We start from the raw sequence: 17,061 nt of genomic DNA, 5'->3' as shown, positions 1-17,061 counted from the left end.
GCCATGTGCCTCGGGATCCCGGGCGAGATCATCGAAATCAGCGAGGAGCGCCCGGACCTCGCGAAAGTCTCGGTCAGCGGCGTCAAGCGGCTCATCAACATCGGGCTGCTGGACGACGACCCGCCGGTGCCGGGCGACTGGATCCTCATCCACGTCGGCTTCGCACTGTCCAAAATAGACGAAGCGGAGGCCGCGGCCGCGCTGGATTTCCTCGAAAGCATCGGAAAGGCGTACGAGGACGAAATGGCCGCGCTGCTGCAATCCCAGATCGAATAGGAGTCGTCATGCGTTTCGTCGACGAGTTCCGCGACGCGGAGAAGGCGCGGGCGCTGTCCGCGAAGATCACTTCGCTGTGCGAGCCGGGTCGCCACTACAAGTTCATGGAGGTCTGCGGCGGGCACACGCACACCATCTACAAGCACGGCCTCGAGGACTACCTGCCCGAGAGCATCACGCTGGTGCACGGGCCGGGCTGCCCGGTGTGCGTGATCCCGATGGGCCGCATCGACGACGCCATCCACATCGCCCGGCAGCCCGGCGTGCTCATGACGTCGTTCGGCGACATGATGCGCGTGCCCGGCTCCGGCGGGAACTTCTTCGACTCGAACGCCGAGGGCACGAACATCCGGATGGTCTATTCGCCGCTCGACTCGCTGAAGATCGCGCGGCAGAACCCGGACCTGCGCGTCGTGTTCATGGCCATCGGGTTCGAGACGACCACGCCGTCCACCGCGATGACGCTGCTGCGCGCGGCCGCCGAAGGCATCGAGAACTTCTCGGTGTTCGCCAACCACGTCACGATCATCCCGGCGATCAAGGCCATCCTCGACTCCCCCGACCTGCGGCTCGACGGCTTCATCGGCCCGGGCCACGTGTCGACGGTGATCGGCTGCCGGCCGTACGAGTTCATCGCGCGCGACTACGGCAAGCCCGTCGTCGTCGCCGGGTTCGAGCCGCTGGACATCCTGCAGTCGATCTACCTGTTGATGGTCCAGCTGTCCGAGAAGCGGTCCGAAGTCGAGAACCAGTACTCCCGCGTCGTGCCGTGGAACGGCAACATCGTCGCGCTGAAGGCCATCAACGAGGTGATGCAGCTGCGGCCGTACTTCGAATGGCGCGGCCTCGGGTTCATCACGCACTCGGCGATGGCGATCCGTGAGAAGTACGCGGCCTTCGACGCCGAACGGATCTTCGAGATCCCCGGCCTGCGCGTCGCCGACCCGAAGGCGTGCCAGTGCGGCGAGGTGCTCAAGGGCGTGCTGAAACCGTGGGAGTGCAAGGTGTTCGGCACCGCGTGCACCCCGGAGACGCCGATCGGGACGTGCATGGTCTCGCCCGAAGGCGCCTGCGCGGCGTACTACAACTTCGGCCGGTTCAGCCGCCAGCGCGTCCGGGAGGCGAGCCGCGCATGACCACCACCGAACGCGAGCAGCAGGTCCTCGACCGCATCGAGCGGGCGCGGCGCCGGCGCGCGAAGGTGCGGGAAGAGCGCATCACGCTGTCCCACGGCGCGGGCGGCAAGTCGACGCACACGCTGATCGAGGCCGTGTTCCTCGACGCGTTCCGCAACCCGCTGCTGGAACCGCTGGAAGACTCGGCGTCGCTGACCATCGGCGACGCCCGCCTGGCCCTGACGACGGACTCCTACGTCGTCTCGCCGCTGTTCTTCCCCGGCGGGAACATCGGCGACCTGGCGGTCAACGGCACGGTCAACGACCTCGCGGTGTCCGGCGCGCGGCCGCTGTACCTGACCGCGGCGTTCATCCTCGAAGAGGGCTTCCCCGTCGAGGACCTGCTGAAGATCGTCGACTCGATGAAGTCGGCGGCTCTCGCGGCCGACGTCCAGATCGTCACGGGCGACACCAAGGTCGTCCAGCGCGGCAAGGCCGACGGCGTGTACGTCAACACGGCCGGGGTCGGGGTGCTCACCCGCACGGGCCTCGGCGTGGCCACCGTGAAGCCCGGAGACACCGTCCTCGTCTCCGGGCCGATCGGTGACCACGGCGTCACGATCATGCTGGCCCGCGGCGAGCTGGACATCGACGCCGACCTCGAGTCCGACACCGCGCCGGTGCATGATCTCGTGGCCGGGCTGCTGGCCGCGGTCCCCGGCGTGCGCGCGATGCGCGACGCGACCCGCGGTGGCGTCGCGACGATCCTCAACGAGATCGCGAAGGCCGCGGAGGTCGCCGTGGTCGTCGACGAGAAGGCTGTCCCGGTGCGTGAGGAAGTCCGCGGCGCGTCGGAGCTGCTGGGCATCGACCCGCTGTACGTCGCCTGCGAGGGCCGGATCGTGGTCGTGGTGGACGGTGCTCAGACCTCCGATGCCCTGGCCGCGTTGCGTGCGCACCCGCTGGGCGCGGACGCGGCGGTGATCGGCCGGATCGCCGAGGACCCACCCGGGATCGTCCTGCTGAACACCGCGTTCGGCGGCACCCGGATCGTGGACCTGCTGGTCGGGGACCCGCTGCCGAGGATCTGCTAGTGCACGAAATGTCCATCACGCAGTCGGTGGTCGACACGATCGTCACCCGGCTCGGCGACGCGCGGGTGTCGTGCGTGCGGCTGGAGATCGGGCGCCTGTCCGGGGTCGTGCCGGACAGCGTCCGCTTCTGCTTCGACGTCCTGTGCACGGGAACTTCGCTGGAAGGCGCCCGGCTGGACATCGCCGAGCCGTCGGGCCGGGCGCACTGCCGCGATTGCGGCGAAGAGTTCGGACTCGACGACTTCATCGTGTTGTGCCCTTGCGGCAGCGCCAACGCCGAGGTGCTGGCCGGGCGCGAACTACGCATCACTTCGGTGGAGGTCAGCCATGTGTGACACCTGCGGCTGCTCGGATTCGGACGTCCGGATCACCGACCACACGCACACGGTGGTCATGGAGCAGGACATCCTGGCGAAGAACGACGAACTCGCGTCGCACAACCGCGCGCACCTGCGTTCGTCCGACGTCTTCGCGATCAACCTGATGAGTTCGCCCGGCGCCGGGAAGACGACGCTGCTGGAGCGGACGATCCGTGCTTCGGACACGCCGTGCGCGGTCATCGAGGGTGACCAGGAGACGCTGCTCGACGCCGAGCGCATCAAGGCCACGGGCGCACCGGTCGTGCAGATCAACACCGGCGCCGGCTGCCACTTGGACGCGTCGATGCTGCACCGGGCGCTGCATTCACTCTCGCCTTCACCGGGGTCGACGCTGTTCATCGAGAACGTCGGCAACCTGGTCTGCCCGGCGTTGTTCGACCTCGGCGAGGCGGCGCGGGTCGTGGTCCTTTCGGTGACCGAAGGGCCCGGGAAGCCGCTGAAGTACCCGCACATGTTCGCCGCGACGGACCTCGTGCTGCTGAACAAGGTCGACCTGCTGCCGTACGTCGACTTCGACGTCGCCGAGTTCGAGCGGGACGTCCGCCGCGTGAACCCGTCGGCGGCTCTGCTGCAGGTCAGCGCGACCCGCGGGGACGGCCTCACCGAGTGGTACGACTGGCTACGGCGACCTGGCCGAAGCTGATCCCACCGTCGTTCGTGGGCACGTTCCGGTGGGTCAGGACGCGGAAACCCGTTCCTTCCAGAGCTTCTACGGTTCGATCGAGCAAAAGGACGTTCTGGAACACGCCGCCCGAGAGCGCCACCGTGGTGCTGTGGTCCCGGAAGCGGTCGCAGGTCCGCGCGATCGCGTCGGCGACGCCGTTGTGGAAGCGAGCGGCTCTGATCGGCTTCGCGCTCCGATCGTCCAGTAGTGCGGCGATGAGGTCCTCACCGTGGACTTCCTCGTCGATCCGCGCCTGGTAGACGGCCTTCTCGGCCGGGTCGGCGAGCTGCTCCAGCTCGATCGCGGCCTGGCCTTCGTAGGTGATGGTGTCCCGGACGCCGAGCAGCGCCGCGGCGGCGTCGAACAGCCGTCCGGCACTGGACGTCAGGGGCGAGTTGATCCCGCTGCGCTTGAGCTTCACGATGTCGTCGCGCGCCGGCCGCCCGAGTTCGTCCACATAGGACGCTGCCATCCGCCACGGCTGCCGGATGGCCATGGCGCCGCCGGGCATGCGCAGCGGCCGGAGGTGGGTGAGTCGTTCATAGCTCGTCAGGTCGGCGAGGAGGAACTCACCGCCCCAGATGGTGCCGTCAGGGCCGAAGCCGGTGCCGTCGAAGGCGACGCCGAGGACCGGGTCTTGGTGGTGGTTGTCGGCCAAGCAGGCGGCGATGTGGGCGTGGTGGTGCTGGACACCGAGCAGCTCGACGTCCTGCTCGAACGCGTATTTCGTGGACAGGTACTCGGGGTGCAGGTCGTGGGCGACGAGTACCGGGTCGATGTCGAAGAGGTGCTTGAAGTGCTCGATGCCCTCGGTGAACGCCTTGAGCGTCTCGTAGTTCTCGAGGTCGCCGATGTGGTGGGAGACGAACGCGTGGCGGCCCTTGGCGAGGCAGAAGGTGTTCTTGAGCTCGGCGCCGCAGCCGAGGAGGTGGCGGTTGGCTGGTTTCTTGAGGGTTAGGGGCTCGGGTGCGTAACCGCGAGATCGCCGTTGCAGCTGGGGTTTCGCCCCGACGATGCGCACCACGGAGTCGTCGGTCCGGACGTGGATGGGCCGGTCGTGGGTGAGGAACGCGTCGGCGATCTCGTCGAGGCGGCCGAGGTCTTCGTCGCGGTAGACGATGGGCTCGTCGGAGACGTTGGCGCTGGTCAAGACGATCGGACCGGTCTGCGCCAGCAGCAGGTGGTGCAGCGGGGTATAGGGCAGCATGAGCCCGATCCGCCGGTTCCCGGGCGCGACGGCGTCCGCGAGTTCGGCCCGCTTGGGGAGCAGCACGATGGGCCTTTGCCTGCTACTGAGCGCTCTTTCGGCTACTTTGCTCACTTCGGCGATTTCGCGGGCCTGGACGAGGTTGGCGACCATGACGGCGAAGGGCTTGTCCTCCCTGTGCTTCCTCGCGCGCAGGTTCTTCGCCGCTTGTTCGTGCCGGGCGCCGACGGCGAGGTGGTAGCCGCCGAGGCCTTTGATCGCGACCACCGCGCCCTGCTTGAGCGCTTCGGCGGTTTCTCGGATCGGCTCACCACCGCCGGGCTCGAACCGCAGCGTGGGCCCGCAGGCCGGACAGCAGACGGGCTGGGCGTGGAACCGCCGGTCGGCCGGGTCCCCGTACTCCTGTTTGCACTCGGCGCACATCGCGAAGGCGGCCATGGTGGTGAGCGGCCGGTCGTAGGGCACGCCCTGAACGATGGTGAACCGCGGGCCGCAGTTCGTGCAGTTGACGAAGGGGTAGCGGAACCGCCGGTCGGCGGGGTCGTGGAGCTCGCGCAGGCAGTCGTCGCAGGTGGCGGAGTCGGCGGAGATCAGCGTGTCGGCCGCCCCGCCGGCCGGGCTGGCGACGATCCGGAACCCGGCCTCCCCCACCGCCGCGACCTCTTCGAGGACCACCCCATCAACAACCGCCAGCGGCGGCGCCTGGTCCTTCAGCGCTTCAGCGAAGGCCTTGACGGCGTCCGGCGTTCCCTCGGCCTCGATGAAGACGCCGTGGACATCGTTCCCGACGAACCCGGCCAGGCCGAGCCGGAGCGCGAGACTGTGGACGAAGGGCCGGAACCCGACGCCCTGCACCACCCCGGTGACCCGCACCGCCGCCCGCACGTGCTCAGTCTGCGCTGCCGTCGGCCCAATCGGCCAGCGCGGGCAGCTCGGGCTGCTGCCGCAGGGCGTCCAGGACCACGTTCACCCCCGCGCGCAACGGCGTTCCGCGCCGCACCACCGCCGCGATCGTGCGCGTCACCGGGGAGGCCAGCTCGCGCGTCGACACCCGGTACCGCCGGTCCACCGCCAGGCCCGGCAGCAACGCGATCGACAAGCCCGCCTCGACGTGCTGCAGCGTCATCAAGTAATTGCTGAACCGGCACACCACCCGCGGCTCGAAACCCGACTCGCGGCACAGGCGCAGCGTCAGGTTCGCCATGTACGACTGCGGCACGTCCAGCGCCCACGGCTGGTCCGCGTACGCCGACAACAGCGCGGGACCTCGCGGGGCGTCGCCGGAGGACACCAGCACGATCGGGTCCGTCGCCAGCGGGACGATGTCGAGGTCCGGGCCCAGCGGCAGCTGCACGAAGTCGGTCGTCGTGATGATCACGTCCGCGTCGCCGCCGCGCAGGGCCGGGATGCTCGCGTGCGGCTCCAGTTCCAGCAGCTCGACCTCCAGGTGCGGGTACGCGCCCGCGAGCCGCGTCACCGCCGGGACCGCCATCGTGTGGATCGCGCTCTGGAACGCCCCGAGCCGGACCTGGCCGACCGGCTCCTCGCCGAGGCTGCGCAGCTCCGCCTCGACCGTGTCCATGTGGTCGAGGATCGCCCGTGCGCGCCGGGCCAGCATCAGGCCCGCCGGGGTCAGGCGGACCCGGCGGCCGGTGCGTTCCAGCAGCTGGGTGCGGGTTTCCGTTTCGAGCACGGCCAGCTGCTGCGACACGCTCGACGCGCTCAGGTTCGCGTCCTGCGCCACCGCGCGGACCGTTCCCAGCGTGTCGAGCCGGCTCAGCAGCCGCAGGCGCCACGGGTTCAGCATCGGCCCATTCTTGTGCGGAATCTCCGAACAGAAAAGTCAGAATTGTGAGATGGACGTGTTGCTCGGCGACGCCTTACCGTCGAAGCATGGCTGCTCCGACCTCCGAACTGTCCACGTCCGACGCCTTCTGGGCCGACGCCGACCGGCACCTGGTGCGCTACGGCGGCGCCTTCACCCACGAGATCATCGACCACGCCGAAGGCAGCTTCGTCTTCACCGAAGACGGCCGCCGCATCCTCGACTTCACCTCCGGCCAGATGAGCGCGATCCTCGGGCATTCGCACCCGGAGATCGTCGACACCGTCCGGCGGCAGGCCGCGAATCTCGACCACCTGTTCAGCGGCATGCTCAGCCGCCCGGTCGTCGACCTCGCGCGGCGCCTCGCCGAGACGCTCCCGGCGCCGCTGGAGAAGGCGCTGCTGCTGACCACCGGCGCGGAGTCCAATGAGGCCGCCCTCCGCATGGCGAAGCTCGTCACGGGCAAGCACGAGATCGTCTCGTTCGCCCGGTCGTGGCACGGCATGACGCAGGCCGCGGCGAGCGCGACCTACAGCGCCGGCCGCAAGGGGTACGGCCCCGCCGCGCCCGGCAACTTCGCCATCCCGGCGCCGAACGCGTACCGGCCGGACTTCACCGACGCCGACGGCCGGCTCGACTGGCGGCGCCAGCTCGACTTCGGCTTCGAGATGATCGACGCGCAGTCGGTCGGCAGCCTCGCCGCGTGCATCGTCGAGCCGATCCTCAGCTCCGGCGGCATCATCGAACCGCCGCCCGGCTACTTCGCCGCGTTGCGGGAGAAGTGCCGGGAACGCGGCATGCTGCTGATCCTCGACGAGGCCCAGACCGGGCTTTGCCGCACAGGCAACTGGTACGCGTTCGAGCGCGACGGCGTCGTCCCGGACATCCTGACGCTGTCGAAGACGCTCGGCGCCGGCCTGCCCCTCGCGGCGGTGCTGACCAGCGCCGAAATCGAGCAGGAGGCGCACGAGCGCGGATTCCTGTTCTTCACCACGCACGTCGCGGACCCGCTGCCGGCGGCCGTCGGCAACACGGTCCTGGACGTGTTGCGGCGCGACCGCCTCGACGAGCGCGCGCTCCAACTGGGCTCGTTGCTGCGCCACGGCCTCGAAAGCATCGCCCACCGCCACGAGGTCGTCGGCGACATCCGCGGCCGCGGGCTGCTGGCGGGGCTGGAGCTGGTCGTCGACCGCGAGACCAAGCGCAGCTCGGACGAGCTGGGCGCATGCGTCACGGCGCGCTGCCTCGAGCTCGGGCTGCACATGAACATCGTGCAGCTGCCGGGGATGGGCGGGGTGTTCCGGATCGCGCCGCCATTGACGGCGTCCGAAGAGGAAATTTCGCTGGGCCTGTCGATCCTGGACGAAGCGATCGGGGACGCCGTCAAGACGCTCTGAACGCGAAAGCCCCCTTGCCGGCCCGGGGAGCCGGCAAGGGGGCTTTCATTCACGACGACGTCAGAAGCCCGCCGTCACCTTCGTGAAGTCCCAGTCGTTCTGCGCGATGCCGCTGCAGGCCGACTGCACGCCACCGCCAGGACACCCACGATCCCGGTTCACCGACCAGAAAGCCAGCCTGCCGAGGTGATTCGTCTTGGCCCAGTTCGTGATCTGGGTCCAGGTCGACAGATCCGTCAGCTCTTGCTGGTCGGAAAGGCCGTTCATGCCCGAGATGCCCAGGTGGCTGTACGCCGTGGCGTCGCTCCACCCGAACGTCGACTTCAGCTTGTCGCGCAAGCCGTTCGCCGCGTTCACCGTGCTCTGGTACATGTTCGAGCCGCCGCCGAAGTCGAACGGCATGATCGTGTACACGTCCACGCCGGCGCCCAGGGCCTTCGACTGGTCGATGAGCCGGTTGCCGTAGTAGTTCGGGCCGGTCGTCGACGTGCCGAACGTCAGGATCGTCTGCACGCCCGGGTTGTTCTGCTTGACGATCTTCAGCGCGCCCAGGATCCGGTCCTGCACGGCCTCGTTCTCGAACTCGTCGGAGTTCTCGATGTCGATGTCGATCGCCTTCAGCCCGTACGCGTTGATCACCTGCTGGTAGGCGCCCGCCAGCGCGGCGGACGTCGAGCAGTTCGGGCCCAGCTTGGTGCCGCTCCAGCCGCCGAACGACGGGACGACCTGGCCGCCCGCCGCCTTGATCTGCGCGATCGCGTTCGCGTCCGCGCTGCCCGACAGCGGACGGCTGCTGTCCCACGCCGGGTTGCAGCCACCGGAGGCGTTGATGAACGCCATGGTGAACCACTTGACGCCGGTCGCGTTCATCACCGTCTGCGGGTTGGGTGGGCTGCCCCAGCCCAGGTACAGGTACGGCGCACCCTTTCCGCCGGTTCCCGGCGGCGGGGTGGTCGTGGGCGGGGGCGTCGTCGTAGGCGGCGGTGTCGTTGTGGGGGGTGTCCCCCCGGCCGCACACGACCCACCGTTGAGCTTGCAGTTCGACGGCGCGACGTACGAACCCGAGTACGCGACGTTGAAACCGAAGCTCGCGCTACCGCCGTTGCCGACGTTGCCGTTCCAGGTGTTCTTGACCGTGACGTGCTGGCCGGACGCCGTGTAGCTGCCGTCCCACAGCGACGAGATCTTCGCGCCCGAAGGCAGGTCGAACTCGACGGTCCAGGTGGCGAGCGTCGAGCCCGAGCCGTTGGCGATCGTGTACTTTCCCTCGTACCCGGTGCCCCAGTCGGAGCCCTTCGCGAAGGTCGCGGACACGCCGCCCGCCGCGTTCGCCGGAGCGATCACGAACATCGCGCCGATCGTGGCGGCCGCGGCCGCCAGCCCGAGTGCGGGCAACCACCGGCGCGTCACGACAGGCCGTTCTTCATCGCGGAGATGAGCTCGCCACCCGTGGTGTCCCCGGTCAGCTCCCAGAAGAAGGCGCCGCCGAGACCCTGCTGCTTGGCGTAGGACATCTTCCCGCCGATGGTCGACGGGGTGTCGTAGCTCCACCAGTTGCTGCCGCACTTCGCGTACGCGGTGCCGGCGAAGGTGCCGGTCGACGGGCAGGTGTTCTTGAGGACCTTGTAGTCCTCGATGCCCTGCTCGTACGTGCCCGGCGCGGGGCCGGTCGCCGTGCCGCCCGGCGTGCTCTGGGTGACGCCGGTCCAGCCGCGACCGTAGAACCCGATGCCCAGCAACAGCTTGCTCGACGGAACGCCCTTGCTCTTCAGCTTCTGGATCGCCGCGTCGGAGTAGAAGCCCGGCGTCGGGATGCCGGTGAAGTTGGTCAGCGGCGAGTGCGGGGCCGTCGGGCCCTGCGGCGCCCAAGCGCCGAAGTAGTCGTAGGTCATGACGTTGTACCAGTCGACGTACTGCGCGGCGCCGCCGTAGTCGGCGACGTCGAGCTTGCCGCCGCTGCTGCCGTCGGCCGTGATCGCCGAGGTGACCAGGAACGACGAACCGAACTTCGACCGCAGCGCGCCCATCAGGTTCTTGTAGGCCGCGGCACCGCTGGTGTCACAGGAAAGACCGCAGGAGTTGGGGTACTCCCAGTCGATGTCGATGCCGTCCCAGATGTCCGCCCAGCGCGGGTCCTTCAGCAGGTTGTAGCAGGACTGCGCGAACGCGGCGGCGTTCTGCGACGCCTGCCCGAAGCCGCCGGAGTAGGTCCAGCCGCCGAACGACCAGATCACCTTGAGGCCCGGGTGCAGCTTCTTCAGCTTGCGCAGCTGGTTGAAGTTGCCGGCCACCGGCTGGTCCCAGGTGTCGGCGACGCCGTCGACGCTGCCCGCGGCGTCGTAGGTCTTCTGGTAGTCGGCGTACGGGTCGTCGTTCGCCGTGCACTGGCCGTTCTTCACGTTGCCGAACGCGTAGTTGATGTGCGTCAGCTTGCTCGCCGAACCCGACGTCTCGATGTTCTTGACGTGGTAGTTGCGGCCGTAGACGCCCCACTGCACGAAGTAGCCGACGTTCTTCAGGCCACCCGGCGGGGGCGGCGTGGTGGTCGTCGGGGGCGTGGTCGGGGTGGTGGGGGTGGTCGTCGGCTGCGTCGGGGTCGTCGGCGTGGTGGTCGGGGTGCCACCGCCGGCGTCGCAGGAACCGCCGTTCAGCTTGCAGTTGGCGGGCGCCGAGTAGGTGCCGCTGTAGCTGACGTTGAAACCGAAGCTGGCGGTCGAGCCGTTGCCGACGTTGCCGTTCCAGCTGTTCTTGACGGTGACGTGCTGGCCGGCCGCGGTGTAGCTGCCGTCCCAGAGGGAGGCGACCTTCGCGCCGGACGGGAGGTCGAACTCGACCGTCCAGGCGGCCAGCGTCGAGCCGGAGCCGTTGTTGATCGTGTACTTGCCTTCGTAGCCGGTGCCCCAGTCGGAGCCCTTCGTGAAGCTGGCGCCGACGCCGCCGGCGGCGCTCGCCGGCACGGTGACGAGACCGACCGCGATCGCGCCGACCGCGGTGAACAGACCGAGGAGGTGCCATCTCTTTCTGGACATCGCTCTCCTTTGAGCCAGGTACGGGGACGGCGGGACCACCAGGCGGGGACCGGGGTGGTGTATATGCGCCGTTTGCGAAGACGTTACGTGGTCCAGACCAATTAGGGAAGCACCACCACGGAGAGTGCCGACGGGCAGCTGACCAGCTCGGACGAAGGGGAGTTCACTGGTCCAGTCCAGTTACGCAAAGCAGCCGAGCCCGGTGGTTACCGGGCTCGGCTGTGGGCGATTCGGGTCAGCGTCGCGGAGGCGGTCCCCAGCCGGGCTGGGGCGGGTACTGCTGGGACGGCTGCTGCTGCGGCGGCTGGTTCCACGCCGGCGGGTTCGCGGCTTGCGGCGCCGGGTACTGCCCCGGCGGCGCCTGCGGCGGCTGGTACTGCGCGGGCGGTGCCTGCTGCGGCTGGTACCCCTGCGGTGGCTGGTACTGCGCGGGCCCGGGCGGCGGCTGGTTCCACCCGGGCACCGGCGGTCCGGCAGCCCCCGCCGGCGTCCCCTCCCCGGGCTTCTTCCGGCGGTTCCGGATCCCGGTCCACAGGCTCTTGCCCCCGAAGACGACGATGAGCACCCCGCCACCCATCGCGGCCCACGTCCCGGCCTTGTCCGAGCTCTGCTGCTCGTCGACCGACTTGCGGCCGGTCTCCGAACCGGTTGTCGACGTGCTCACGCACTCGTCGCCGGACTGCATGATCCGCCCGCCGCAGCGGACGGTCGAGTCGCCGAGCTTGCTGAACCCACCGGCGATCGCGATGATCCCGAACAGCACGACCAAGCTCGAAATGATGATGCGCTTCACTTCCTGCATTCCCCTCGTTTTCAGCGGTTCTCGTTCAGCCACTCGGTGGCACTGCCGATCGGGTCCTGCCCGCTCCCGTGCAGCTTCGCGGCGTGCCGGCGCAGGGCCTCCACGACCTCGGCTTCGGTCTGGCCGATCCGGTGGGACGCGATCTCGAGGTGGGCCGCGCTCTCCTTGATCTCCCAGGCCAGGTCGAGCACGAGCTCCTCGGCCAGCGACACCAGCGCGGCCCAGGCCGCGCGGGGCCCGTCCGCGCTGTCGGACGCGCCGATCTCGGTCGGCCGCTCCCATTCGTGGACGCACCCGGCGCCCCCGTTCAGCGCGTCCGACGACACGTAGAACTGGCGCGCGATCTTGGGCAGCGTCTCGGCGGCGAGGAAGTTCAGGTCCTTCAGGTCGACCTCCATCCCGCCGATGCCCGTTTCCTCCAGCAGCTGCGGCTTCGGCATGTCGAACGATCCGGACCGGGTGGTGACGGCTTCCATCGCGTCGGTGATCTTCTGCTTGATCTCGTCTTCGCCCGCCCGGATCGTGTCCGCCAGCTTCTTCAGCGCGTCCGCCGCCGTCCCGAGCACCTTGTCCGGCGTACCGCCGGCGAACTCGACTTCCGTCTTGCTGGGCTCGCTGGTCGCGTTGGCGAGCGTTTCCAGCGCGGGGAGGGCGGCGGCGACCCCGGCCAGGACGGGTTGCACCGGAGTCGGGAACAGCGCGGCGACGGCGAACAGGGCGGTGACGGTGCCGAGGCCGTCCGCGACCTTCCGGCCGCGGTCTTCCATCGCCTCGAGGGTCTTCCTGGCGATCGTGAGGACGTCTTCCCGCGCCTTGACCCAGATCTCCTGCTCGCCGCACAGCGTCATCCCGGCGAGCAGGACGACGGCGTACTGCCCGTGGATCACCGTGGGCAGCGGGGTGCAGAAGTTCTGGTCGAACGTGAGGATCATCCGCCCGCCCATGTCGGGGTTGCCGATCCTCTTCAGCAGGAAGCGGACGTCGTCCAGCGCGGGATTGCCGATGTCGCCGACCCCATCACCCGAGCTGGTCATCGAGATGGTCCAGGCGGCTTCGCGGAACTGCTCGAGGTACGGCGCGAAGCCCTCCGGCTCGGGGAGCCGCCGCCACGCCCGGAACATGTCCCGCACGGTCGTCTCGAAGTGGCCGTAGACCAGCGAGCCCGCGTTGGGACCGGCACCGTAGTCGAAGCCGTCGTAGTACCCGCTGCCGAATCCGGGCCCGATGACCTGGCCACCCGACGTCCGCTCCGGCTTGCCCGGCGGCGTGATCTGGACGTTGCCGCCGCCCCATTCCTGTTCGTAGTTGCCCTGGATGTTGAGGCTCCAGCCACGGGAGGACAGGTAGAACTCGATCGCGCTGTCGATGATCTTTTCGACGAGTTCGTCGACCTCGTCCGCGTACGCCATCGCGCGTCCCTTCGGTGTCCGTAGTGGTTCACCGGAACCACGCGCGAAGGGGCCAAACGGCTTAGTGGTGACACAAAGAAAGAAGCCCCCTCGCGAGAGGGGGCTTCTTTCTGTCTCAACCAGACGTGCGCCCGAAGGGATTCGAACCCCTGACCTTCTGATCCGTAGTCGAATGAGGACCGTCCAGGAGGAGTTCGGGCAGTACGTTTTGGCTGGTCACGTCCAGGTCAGGGGCCCCGAGTCCAGCCCCGTCCACCACGTCCGTGAGACGTGTGTGAGACGCGGCGACCGAAAGGGACCATGAACGACCACCCTCACTACCCCTCGCCAACCCCTCATCCGCACGCCCACATCAAGATCATCGAGACCACGGCGCACAGGCTTTTGCTGTCTCCTCGGGCCCTGCCTACGCCGCCGCGAAGCTGCACGACGAACGCCTCGGTGATCACGCCACGTAGCCGACAAGCCGCCGCACCCGGGCGCGTAGGTCAGCTCAGCGACCACCGCGAGCCAGCGCCAATCTCTGCTCCGGCTGGCGGTGGGCGATGAGCATCGAAGCGATCTCCTGGGCCCTCAACGACGCACCCATCCCGACCGACCGACGAGATGCCTCATCGCTGGCGATGGTACTCGTCGGCCTGGCCAACCACGCCGACCCCGACGGCCGCAACGCCTTCCCGTCCAACGCCACCCTCACCCGCTACACCCGGCTGTCCGAGCGGTCTGTCCGCAACATCCTCCGCGAACTCACCACCCTCGAGCTGATCCACCCGTCGGACCCGCACATCGTCGCCGCCTACATCAGCCGCGCCGACCGACGCCCCAACGGCTACGACCTCAACCTGTCGCTCACAAGTGTGGACAACTCCACCCAACCTGTGGACAACCGCGGTGCAGTAGGTAGCCACGAGGGGCAGAGTCCGCCGCCCGCTGACCAGCACGGGGGGCACGCAGCGCTGGTCCGAGGGGCAGACAACGCCTCAGCGGGGGGCAGAGTCTGCCCCCGAACCGTCCCTGAACCATCCAGGAACCGTGCCGCGCGAGCCCGCGCGCACGGCGGCGAGGCTGCGGCGGCGCCGGTGCCGCCGCCCTGCGGCGAGTGCGAAGCCCGCCCCGGCGACACCATCGCCGCCCGCACCATCCCGGTGCCCGGCCGCGACCAGGTACGCCGCTGCCCGCGCTGCCACCCCCACGAACTCACTTCGGCACGCGAGGACCTCGGCAAGCTCGTCGGCGTGGCAGGGGCCCGATGACCGTCCTCGCCAACATCGGCACACCTCACCCATCGGGCGGAACATGGCGGACCGGTAGCGACCGACCCCTCGGTACCGCGGCCGCGCCGATCTCGCCGTTCCATGCGCTGTATGAGGGGGCTCAGCCGTGATCAAGACTCGGAAATCGACCGACGCCCACCGAACAGAACTCGATCCTCACCACGTGGCACGGCTCCACGAGATTCCGCTGAAGCAGAACCGGACCCAGTACGCCTGCCAGGTCCTGCACCGACTCAACCCCATCGGCGTGTCGACCGCGGCGGTCATGGCATGGCTCGCAGCCTACGGCTACGGCGAGAACGACCAGCACGGCCAGAAACGCAACCGCGTCTCCCCCGTGGTGGCCGCCTACCGGCGCCAGCACAACCTCGAAGCAACCAGCAATGGAACGCCGTCCAGGAGGTCGGCCGAGATGTTCCCACCCCAGTCTGCGCTGGACGAACAACGCGCGGACGGCGTCGTCGTCCCGTTCCCCTCAATCGAGACGTCAGCGATGCTTCCCGCCGGACACCGGTTCGCAGCTCAAGCGTCCCCTCACGATGGTTCTTCGAGTACCAGAGCGGACGCCTTCCCAGGTCGACCGGTCACCGGACCGGACGCGTCCGCCGCCTGGCCGGACATCACAGTGACCGAGGCGATGTCGGGCAGGAACGTCGCTGACCGGACACCGGAAACCACAGGTCAGCACACAGAGGACGCGTCCGGCTCAGTCCCAGGGCGACCTGCGGTCGCGACCGCTTTGGCGGGGCTACCAGAGCTGTTCAACTCAGCTGACGACATCATCAACCGGACGACGGCCACTGCGAAGCCGACATCGGACGACACGCGTCCGGCGCTCGACCGGACGGCGCCGGTCAAGCGGATGGTTCGGTTCGGCTGGCAAACCTGGGCTGCGCCGGGGCTCGGCCTGATCGGATGCGCGCTCGCGCTAGCCGGCGGGGCCGGAGTGGCTGCCGACCGGCTGCTCGCTCATCGCCTACTACCGCTGGCCGACTGGCGGATCTCGGGAGCCGCAGGAATCGCCGGGATGCTGGTCATCGGCATCGCGGGCCTCACCTGGCGTAACGCCCCCCGACGGCAAGTGACCCTGCAGCCGCTGTCGGTGGAGGCCCGCGCGTTCTACTTCGGATTCGCTGGGGCCCTGGCCGCCTCCGCGGACGCGTCGTTCCGCGTGTGGCACGACGTGCTCCACGTCCACCTGTGGGAAGCAGTCGCGTTCTTCACCGTCGTCGAAGTGCTGCTGCTCGGCTCCGGCCTGGCCATGCGCTCGAACATGAAGAGGACCGGCCGCCCGGGCATGTACGGATCTGTCGTGTGGCTGCTCTCCGGCTTCGGCGTCGTCGCCGCCCTGCTCGTCTCGCAATGGCCCGGCAGCCTATGGCGCGCCCTGGGCGGACCGGTGGCCTCGGTACTGGCACTGCACCTGGCCCTCGGACTCGAACTACGAGCCACAGGCACCCGCCAACGATTCAGCCGATACGGCCAAGTCCTCCGGTCCCTTGGTCAGCACCTGTTGTCCTACGTCGGCGCGGGCACCGGCGACCAGACCTGGATCGTCATCCGCCGCGAACGACCCCTCACCCGCGCAGCACGACTCGCATCCAAACCGAACTTGACAACATGGGGGCGGCGCCGCCTGGCCCGGGCAACACGCGCCTGCAGTGCCGGCCGGACCGACGCGGCGACGGCAGACCTGCTCCGAGCGCTCGCCGCAGAGCGAGCCACCGACGCGTTGCTGACCATGCCAACCATCTCGCCCTGGGACGGAACCACCTGGATCGACGCCCCCGCGACCGTCGCCCACCCCAGCCGCCAGCCCAAACACGCCAAGTCCCCCACCGACCAATCCTGCTGACGGGGACACGTCCGCAGCGGTGCACCGATTCTGGAACCGGTCCGGACGCGTCCCCGCTCGCTACAACGTCAGAGATCGGACTTCCCAGCTCAGCAAGCTGGTCGAGCCGTATAGCGCCGCGGGACATGGGCGGAGGACGCCGCCTGCCGGGAGGAGAGCTGTGCCGCCCCAGCCGGCGGGCCGTATGCCCTGCAGGTCACCGGAAGCGCGCGGCGGGGACGTGACAGCACTACCTCCAGCCGCTGACCGACGTCGTGCTCGGAGCTAGCGGCGCGGGAGAACTCATCGGCGGGCTGATCAAGGTGCACAAGCTGGGTGTCTCTGATGTTGAGGCCGGACCGCTCGCCACCTGCGGCTTCGCCGCCAAGCGAGCGAGTCAACCTTTCCTGCACGGCCTATCAACCAAGCCATGCCACACTGCCCCAGCTGTCCAAGCTAGCTGTTGATCGCGGTGAGCGTGGGCAACGGCAGCACCGCTTGGACCCGGTGCTCGCCCAATCACACGGTGCCCCGAGAGCGCGTGCGCTCTCGGGGCACCGATATGACCGGCGACACACTCGCAGACATCGTCCCCGGGCGAAGCGGGCTGCACGCACCTAGCCGGCCAGGTCACTCGGCACTCACGCCACGACACTCCGACCGCTCGCCACCTGCGGCTTCGCCGCCAAGCGAGCGAGTCAACCTTTCCTGCACGGCCTATCAACCAAGCCATGCCACACTGCCCCAGCTGTCCA

Annotated in this window: 14 protein-coding genes; 8 read left to right on the top strand and 6 right to left on the bottom strand. The window is 68.9% G+C overall.

What is annotated here, in order from left to right; genetic code table 11:
- The first annotated feature begins 3 nt into the window (after positions 1 to 3).
- Genes AB0N03_RS31595 through hypB form a run of 5 tightly spaced genes read left to right on the top strand, consistent with a single transcriptional unit; the run spans position 4 to position 3,508 of the window.
- The gene (locus tag AB0N03_RS31595; protein ID WP_364379065.1) at positions 4 to 276 is read left to right on the top strand and encodes a HypC/HybG/HupF family hydrogenase formation chaperone; all 273 of its coding nucleotides are present in this window, start codon (positions 4 to 6) and stop codon (positions 274 to 276) included.
- Positions 277 to 284: 8 nt separating this feature from the next.
- On the top strand, positions 285 to 1,412 hold the full coding sequence (hypD, locus tag AB0N03_RS31590) for a hydrogenase formation protein HypD (RefSeq protein WP_364379062.1): 1,128 nt from the start codon (positions 285 to 287) through the stop codon (positions 1,410 to 1,412).
- Entirely contained in the window at positions 1,409 to 2,485 is a 1,077-nt protein-coding gene (gene hypE / locus AB0N03_RS31585) for a hydrogenase expression/formation protein HypE (RefSeq protein WP_364379059.1), read from the top strand. The genes hypD and hypE overlap by 4 nt, the downstream gene beginning before the upstream one ends.
- The gene (locus AB0N03_RS31580; protein WP_364379056.1) at positions 2,485 to 2,820 is read left to right on the top strand and encodes a hydrogenase maturation nickel metallochaperone HypA; all 336 of its coding nucleotides are present in this window, start codon (positions 2,485 to 2,487) and stop codon (positions 2,818 to 2,820) included. Before hypE ends, AB0N03_RS31580 begins: the two co-directional genes overlap by 1 nt.
- A complete protein-coding gene (gene hypB / locus AB0N03_RS31575; RefSeq protein ID WP_364379053.1) occupies positions 2,813 to 3,508 on the top strand; it encodes a hydrogenase nickel incorporation protein HypB in 696 nt (231 codons plus the stop codon). The genes AB0N03_RS31580 and hypB overlap by 8 nt, the downstream gene beginning before the upstream one ends.
- Here hypB and hypF read toward each other — a convergent pair.
- Together hypF and AB0N03_RS31565 are read right to left on the bottom strand one after the other, a co-directional pair.
- The gene (hypF, locus tag AB0N03_RS31570; protein ID WP_364379050.1) at positions 3,465 to 5,621 is read right to left on the bottom strand and encodes a carbamoyltransferase HypF; all 2,157 of its coding nucleotides are present in this window, start codon (positions 5,619 to 5,621) and stop codon (positions 3,465 to 3,467) included. The genes hypB and hypF overlap by 44 nt on opposite strands.
- A 4-nt stretch (positions 5,622 to 5,625) precedes the next feature.
- Positions 5,626 to 6,543: a LysR family transcriptional regulator gene (locus tag AB0N03_RS31565; RefSeq protein ID WP_364379047.1), complete on the bottom strand. Its 918-nt coding sequence runs from the start codon at positions 6,541 to 6,543 to the stop codon at positions 5,626 to 5,628.
- 86 nt (positions 6,544 to 6,629) lie between these two features.
- On the opposite strand from AB0N03_RS31565, the gene AB0N03_RS31560 reads away from it, so the two are divergent.
- Positions 6,630 to 7,958, top strand: coding sequence for an aspartate aminotransferase family protein (locus AB0N03_RS31560; protein WP_364379044.1), 1,329 nt, complete (start codon positions 6,630 to 6,632; stop codon positions 7,956 to 7,958).
- A gap of 60 nt (positions 7,959 to 8,018) precedes the next feature.
- Here AB0N03_RS31560 and AB0N03_RS31555 read toward each other — a convergent pair whose 3' ends face one another.
- The 4 genes from AB0N03_RS31555 to AB0N03_RS31540 form a co-directional block, all read right to left on the bottom strand.
- A complete protein-coding gene (locus AB0N03_RS31555; RefSeq protein WP_364379041.1) occupies positions 8,019 to 9,368 on the bottom strand; it encodes a cellulose binding domain-containing protein in 1,350 nt (449 codons plus the stop codon).
- The gene (locus tag AB0N03_RS31550) at positions 9,365 to 10,987 is read right to left on the bottom strand and encodes a glycosyl hydrolase family 18 protein (RefSeq protein ID WP_364379038.1); all 1,623 of its coding nucleotides are present in this window, start codon (positions 10,985 to 10,987) and stop codon (positions 9,365 to 9,367) included. The genes AB0N03_RS31555 and AB0N03_RS31550 overlap by 4 nt, the downstream gene beginning before the upstream one ends.
- Before the next feature lie 235 nt (positions 10,988 to 11,222).
- Positions 11,223 to 11,789, bottom strand: a complete 567-nt coding sequence (locus AB0N03_RS31545) for a hypothetical protein (RefSeq protein WP_364379035.1) — start codon at positions 11,787 to 11,789, stop codon at positions 11,223 to 11,225.
- A gap of 11 nt (positions 11,790 to 11,800) precedes the next feature.
- A complete protein-coding gene (locus tag AB0N03_RS31540) occupies positions 11,801 to 13,198 on the bottom strand; it encodes a hypothetical protein (protein ID WP_364379032.1) in 1,398 nt (465 codons plus the stop codon).
- Between the two features lie 545 nt (positions 13,199 to 13,743).
- On the opposite strand from AB0N03_RS31540, the gene AB0N03_RS31535 reads away from it, so the two are divergent.
- Both AB0N03_RS31535 and AB0N03_RS31530 read left to right on the top strand, forming a co-directional pair.
- On the top strand, positions 13,744 to 14,451 hold the full coding sequence (locus AB0N03_RS31535) for a helix-turn-helix domain-containing protein (RefSeq protein ID WP_364379029.1): 708 nt from the start codon (positions 13,744 to 13,746) through the stop codon (positions 14,449 to 14,451).
- A 127-nt stretch (positions 14,452 to 14,578) separates the two neighbouring features.
- The gene (locus AB0N03_RS31530; RefSeq protein ID WP_364379027.1) at positions 14,579 to 16,327 is read left to right on the top strand and encodes a hypothetical protein; all 1,749 of its coding nucleotides are present in this window, start codon (positions 14,579 to 14,581) and stop codon (positions 16,325 to 16,327) included.
- Positions 16,328 to 17,061 lie beyond the last annotated feature (734 nt).

This window comes from Amycolatopsis sp. NPDC051061, assembly GCF_040682935.1.
Lineage (GTDB): Bacteria > Actinomycetota > Actinomycetes > Mycobacteriales > Pseudonocardiaceae > Amycolatopsis.
This window is presented reverse-complemented; position numbering and strand designations above follow the sequence as displayed.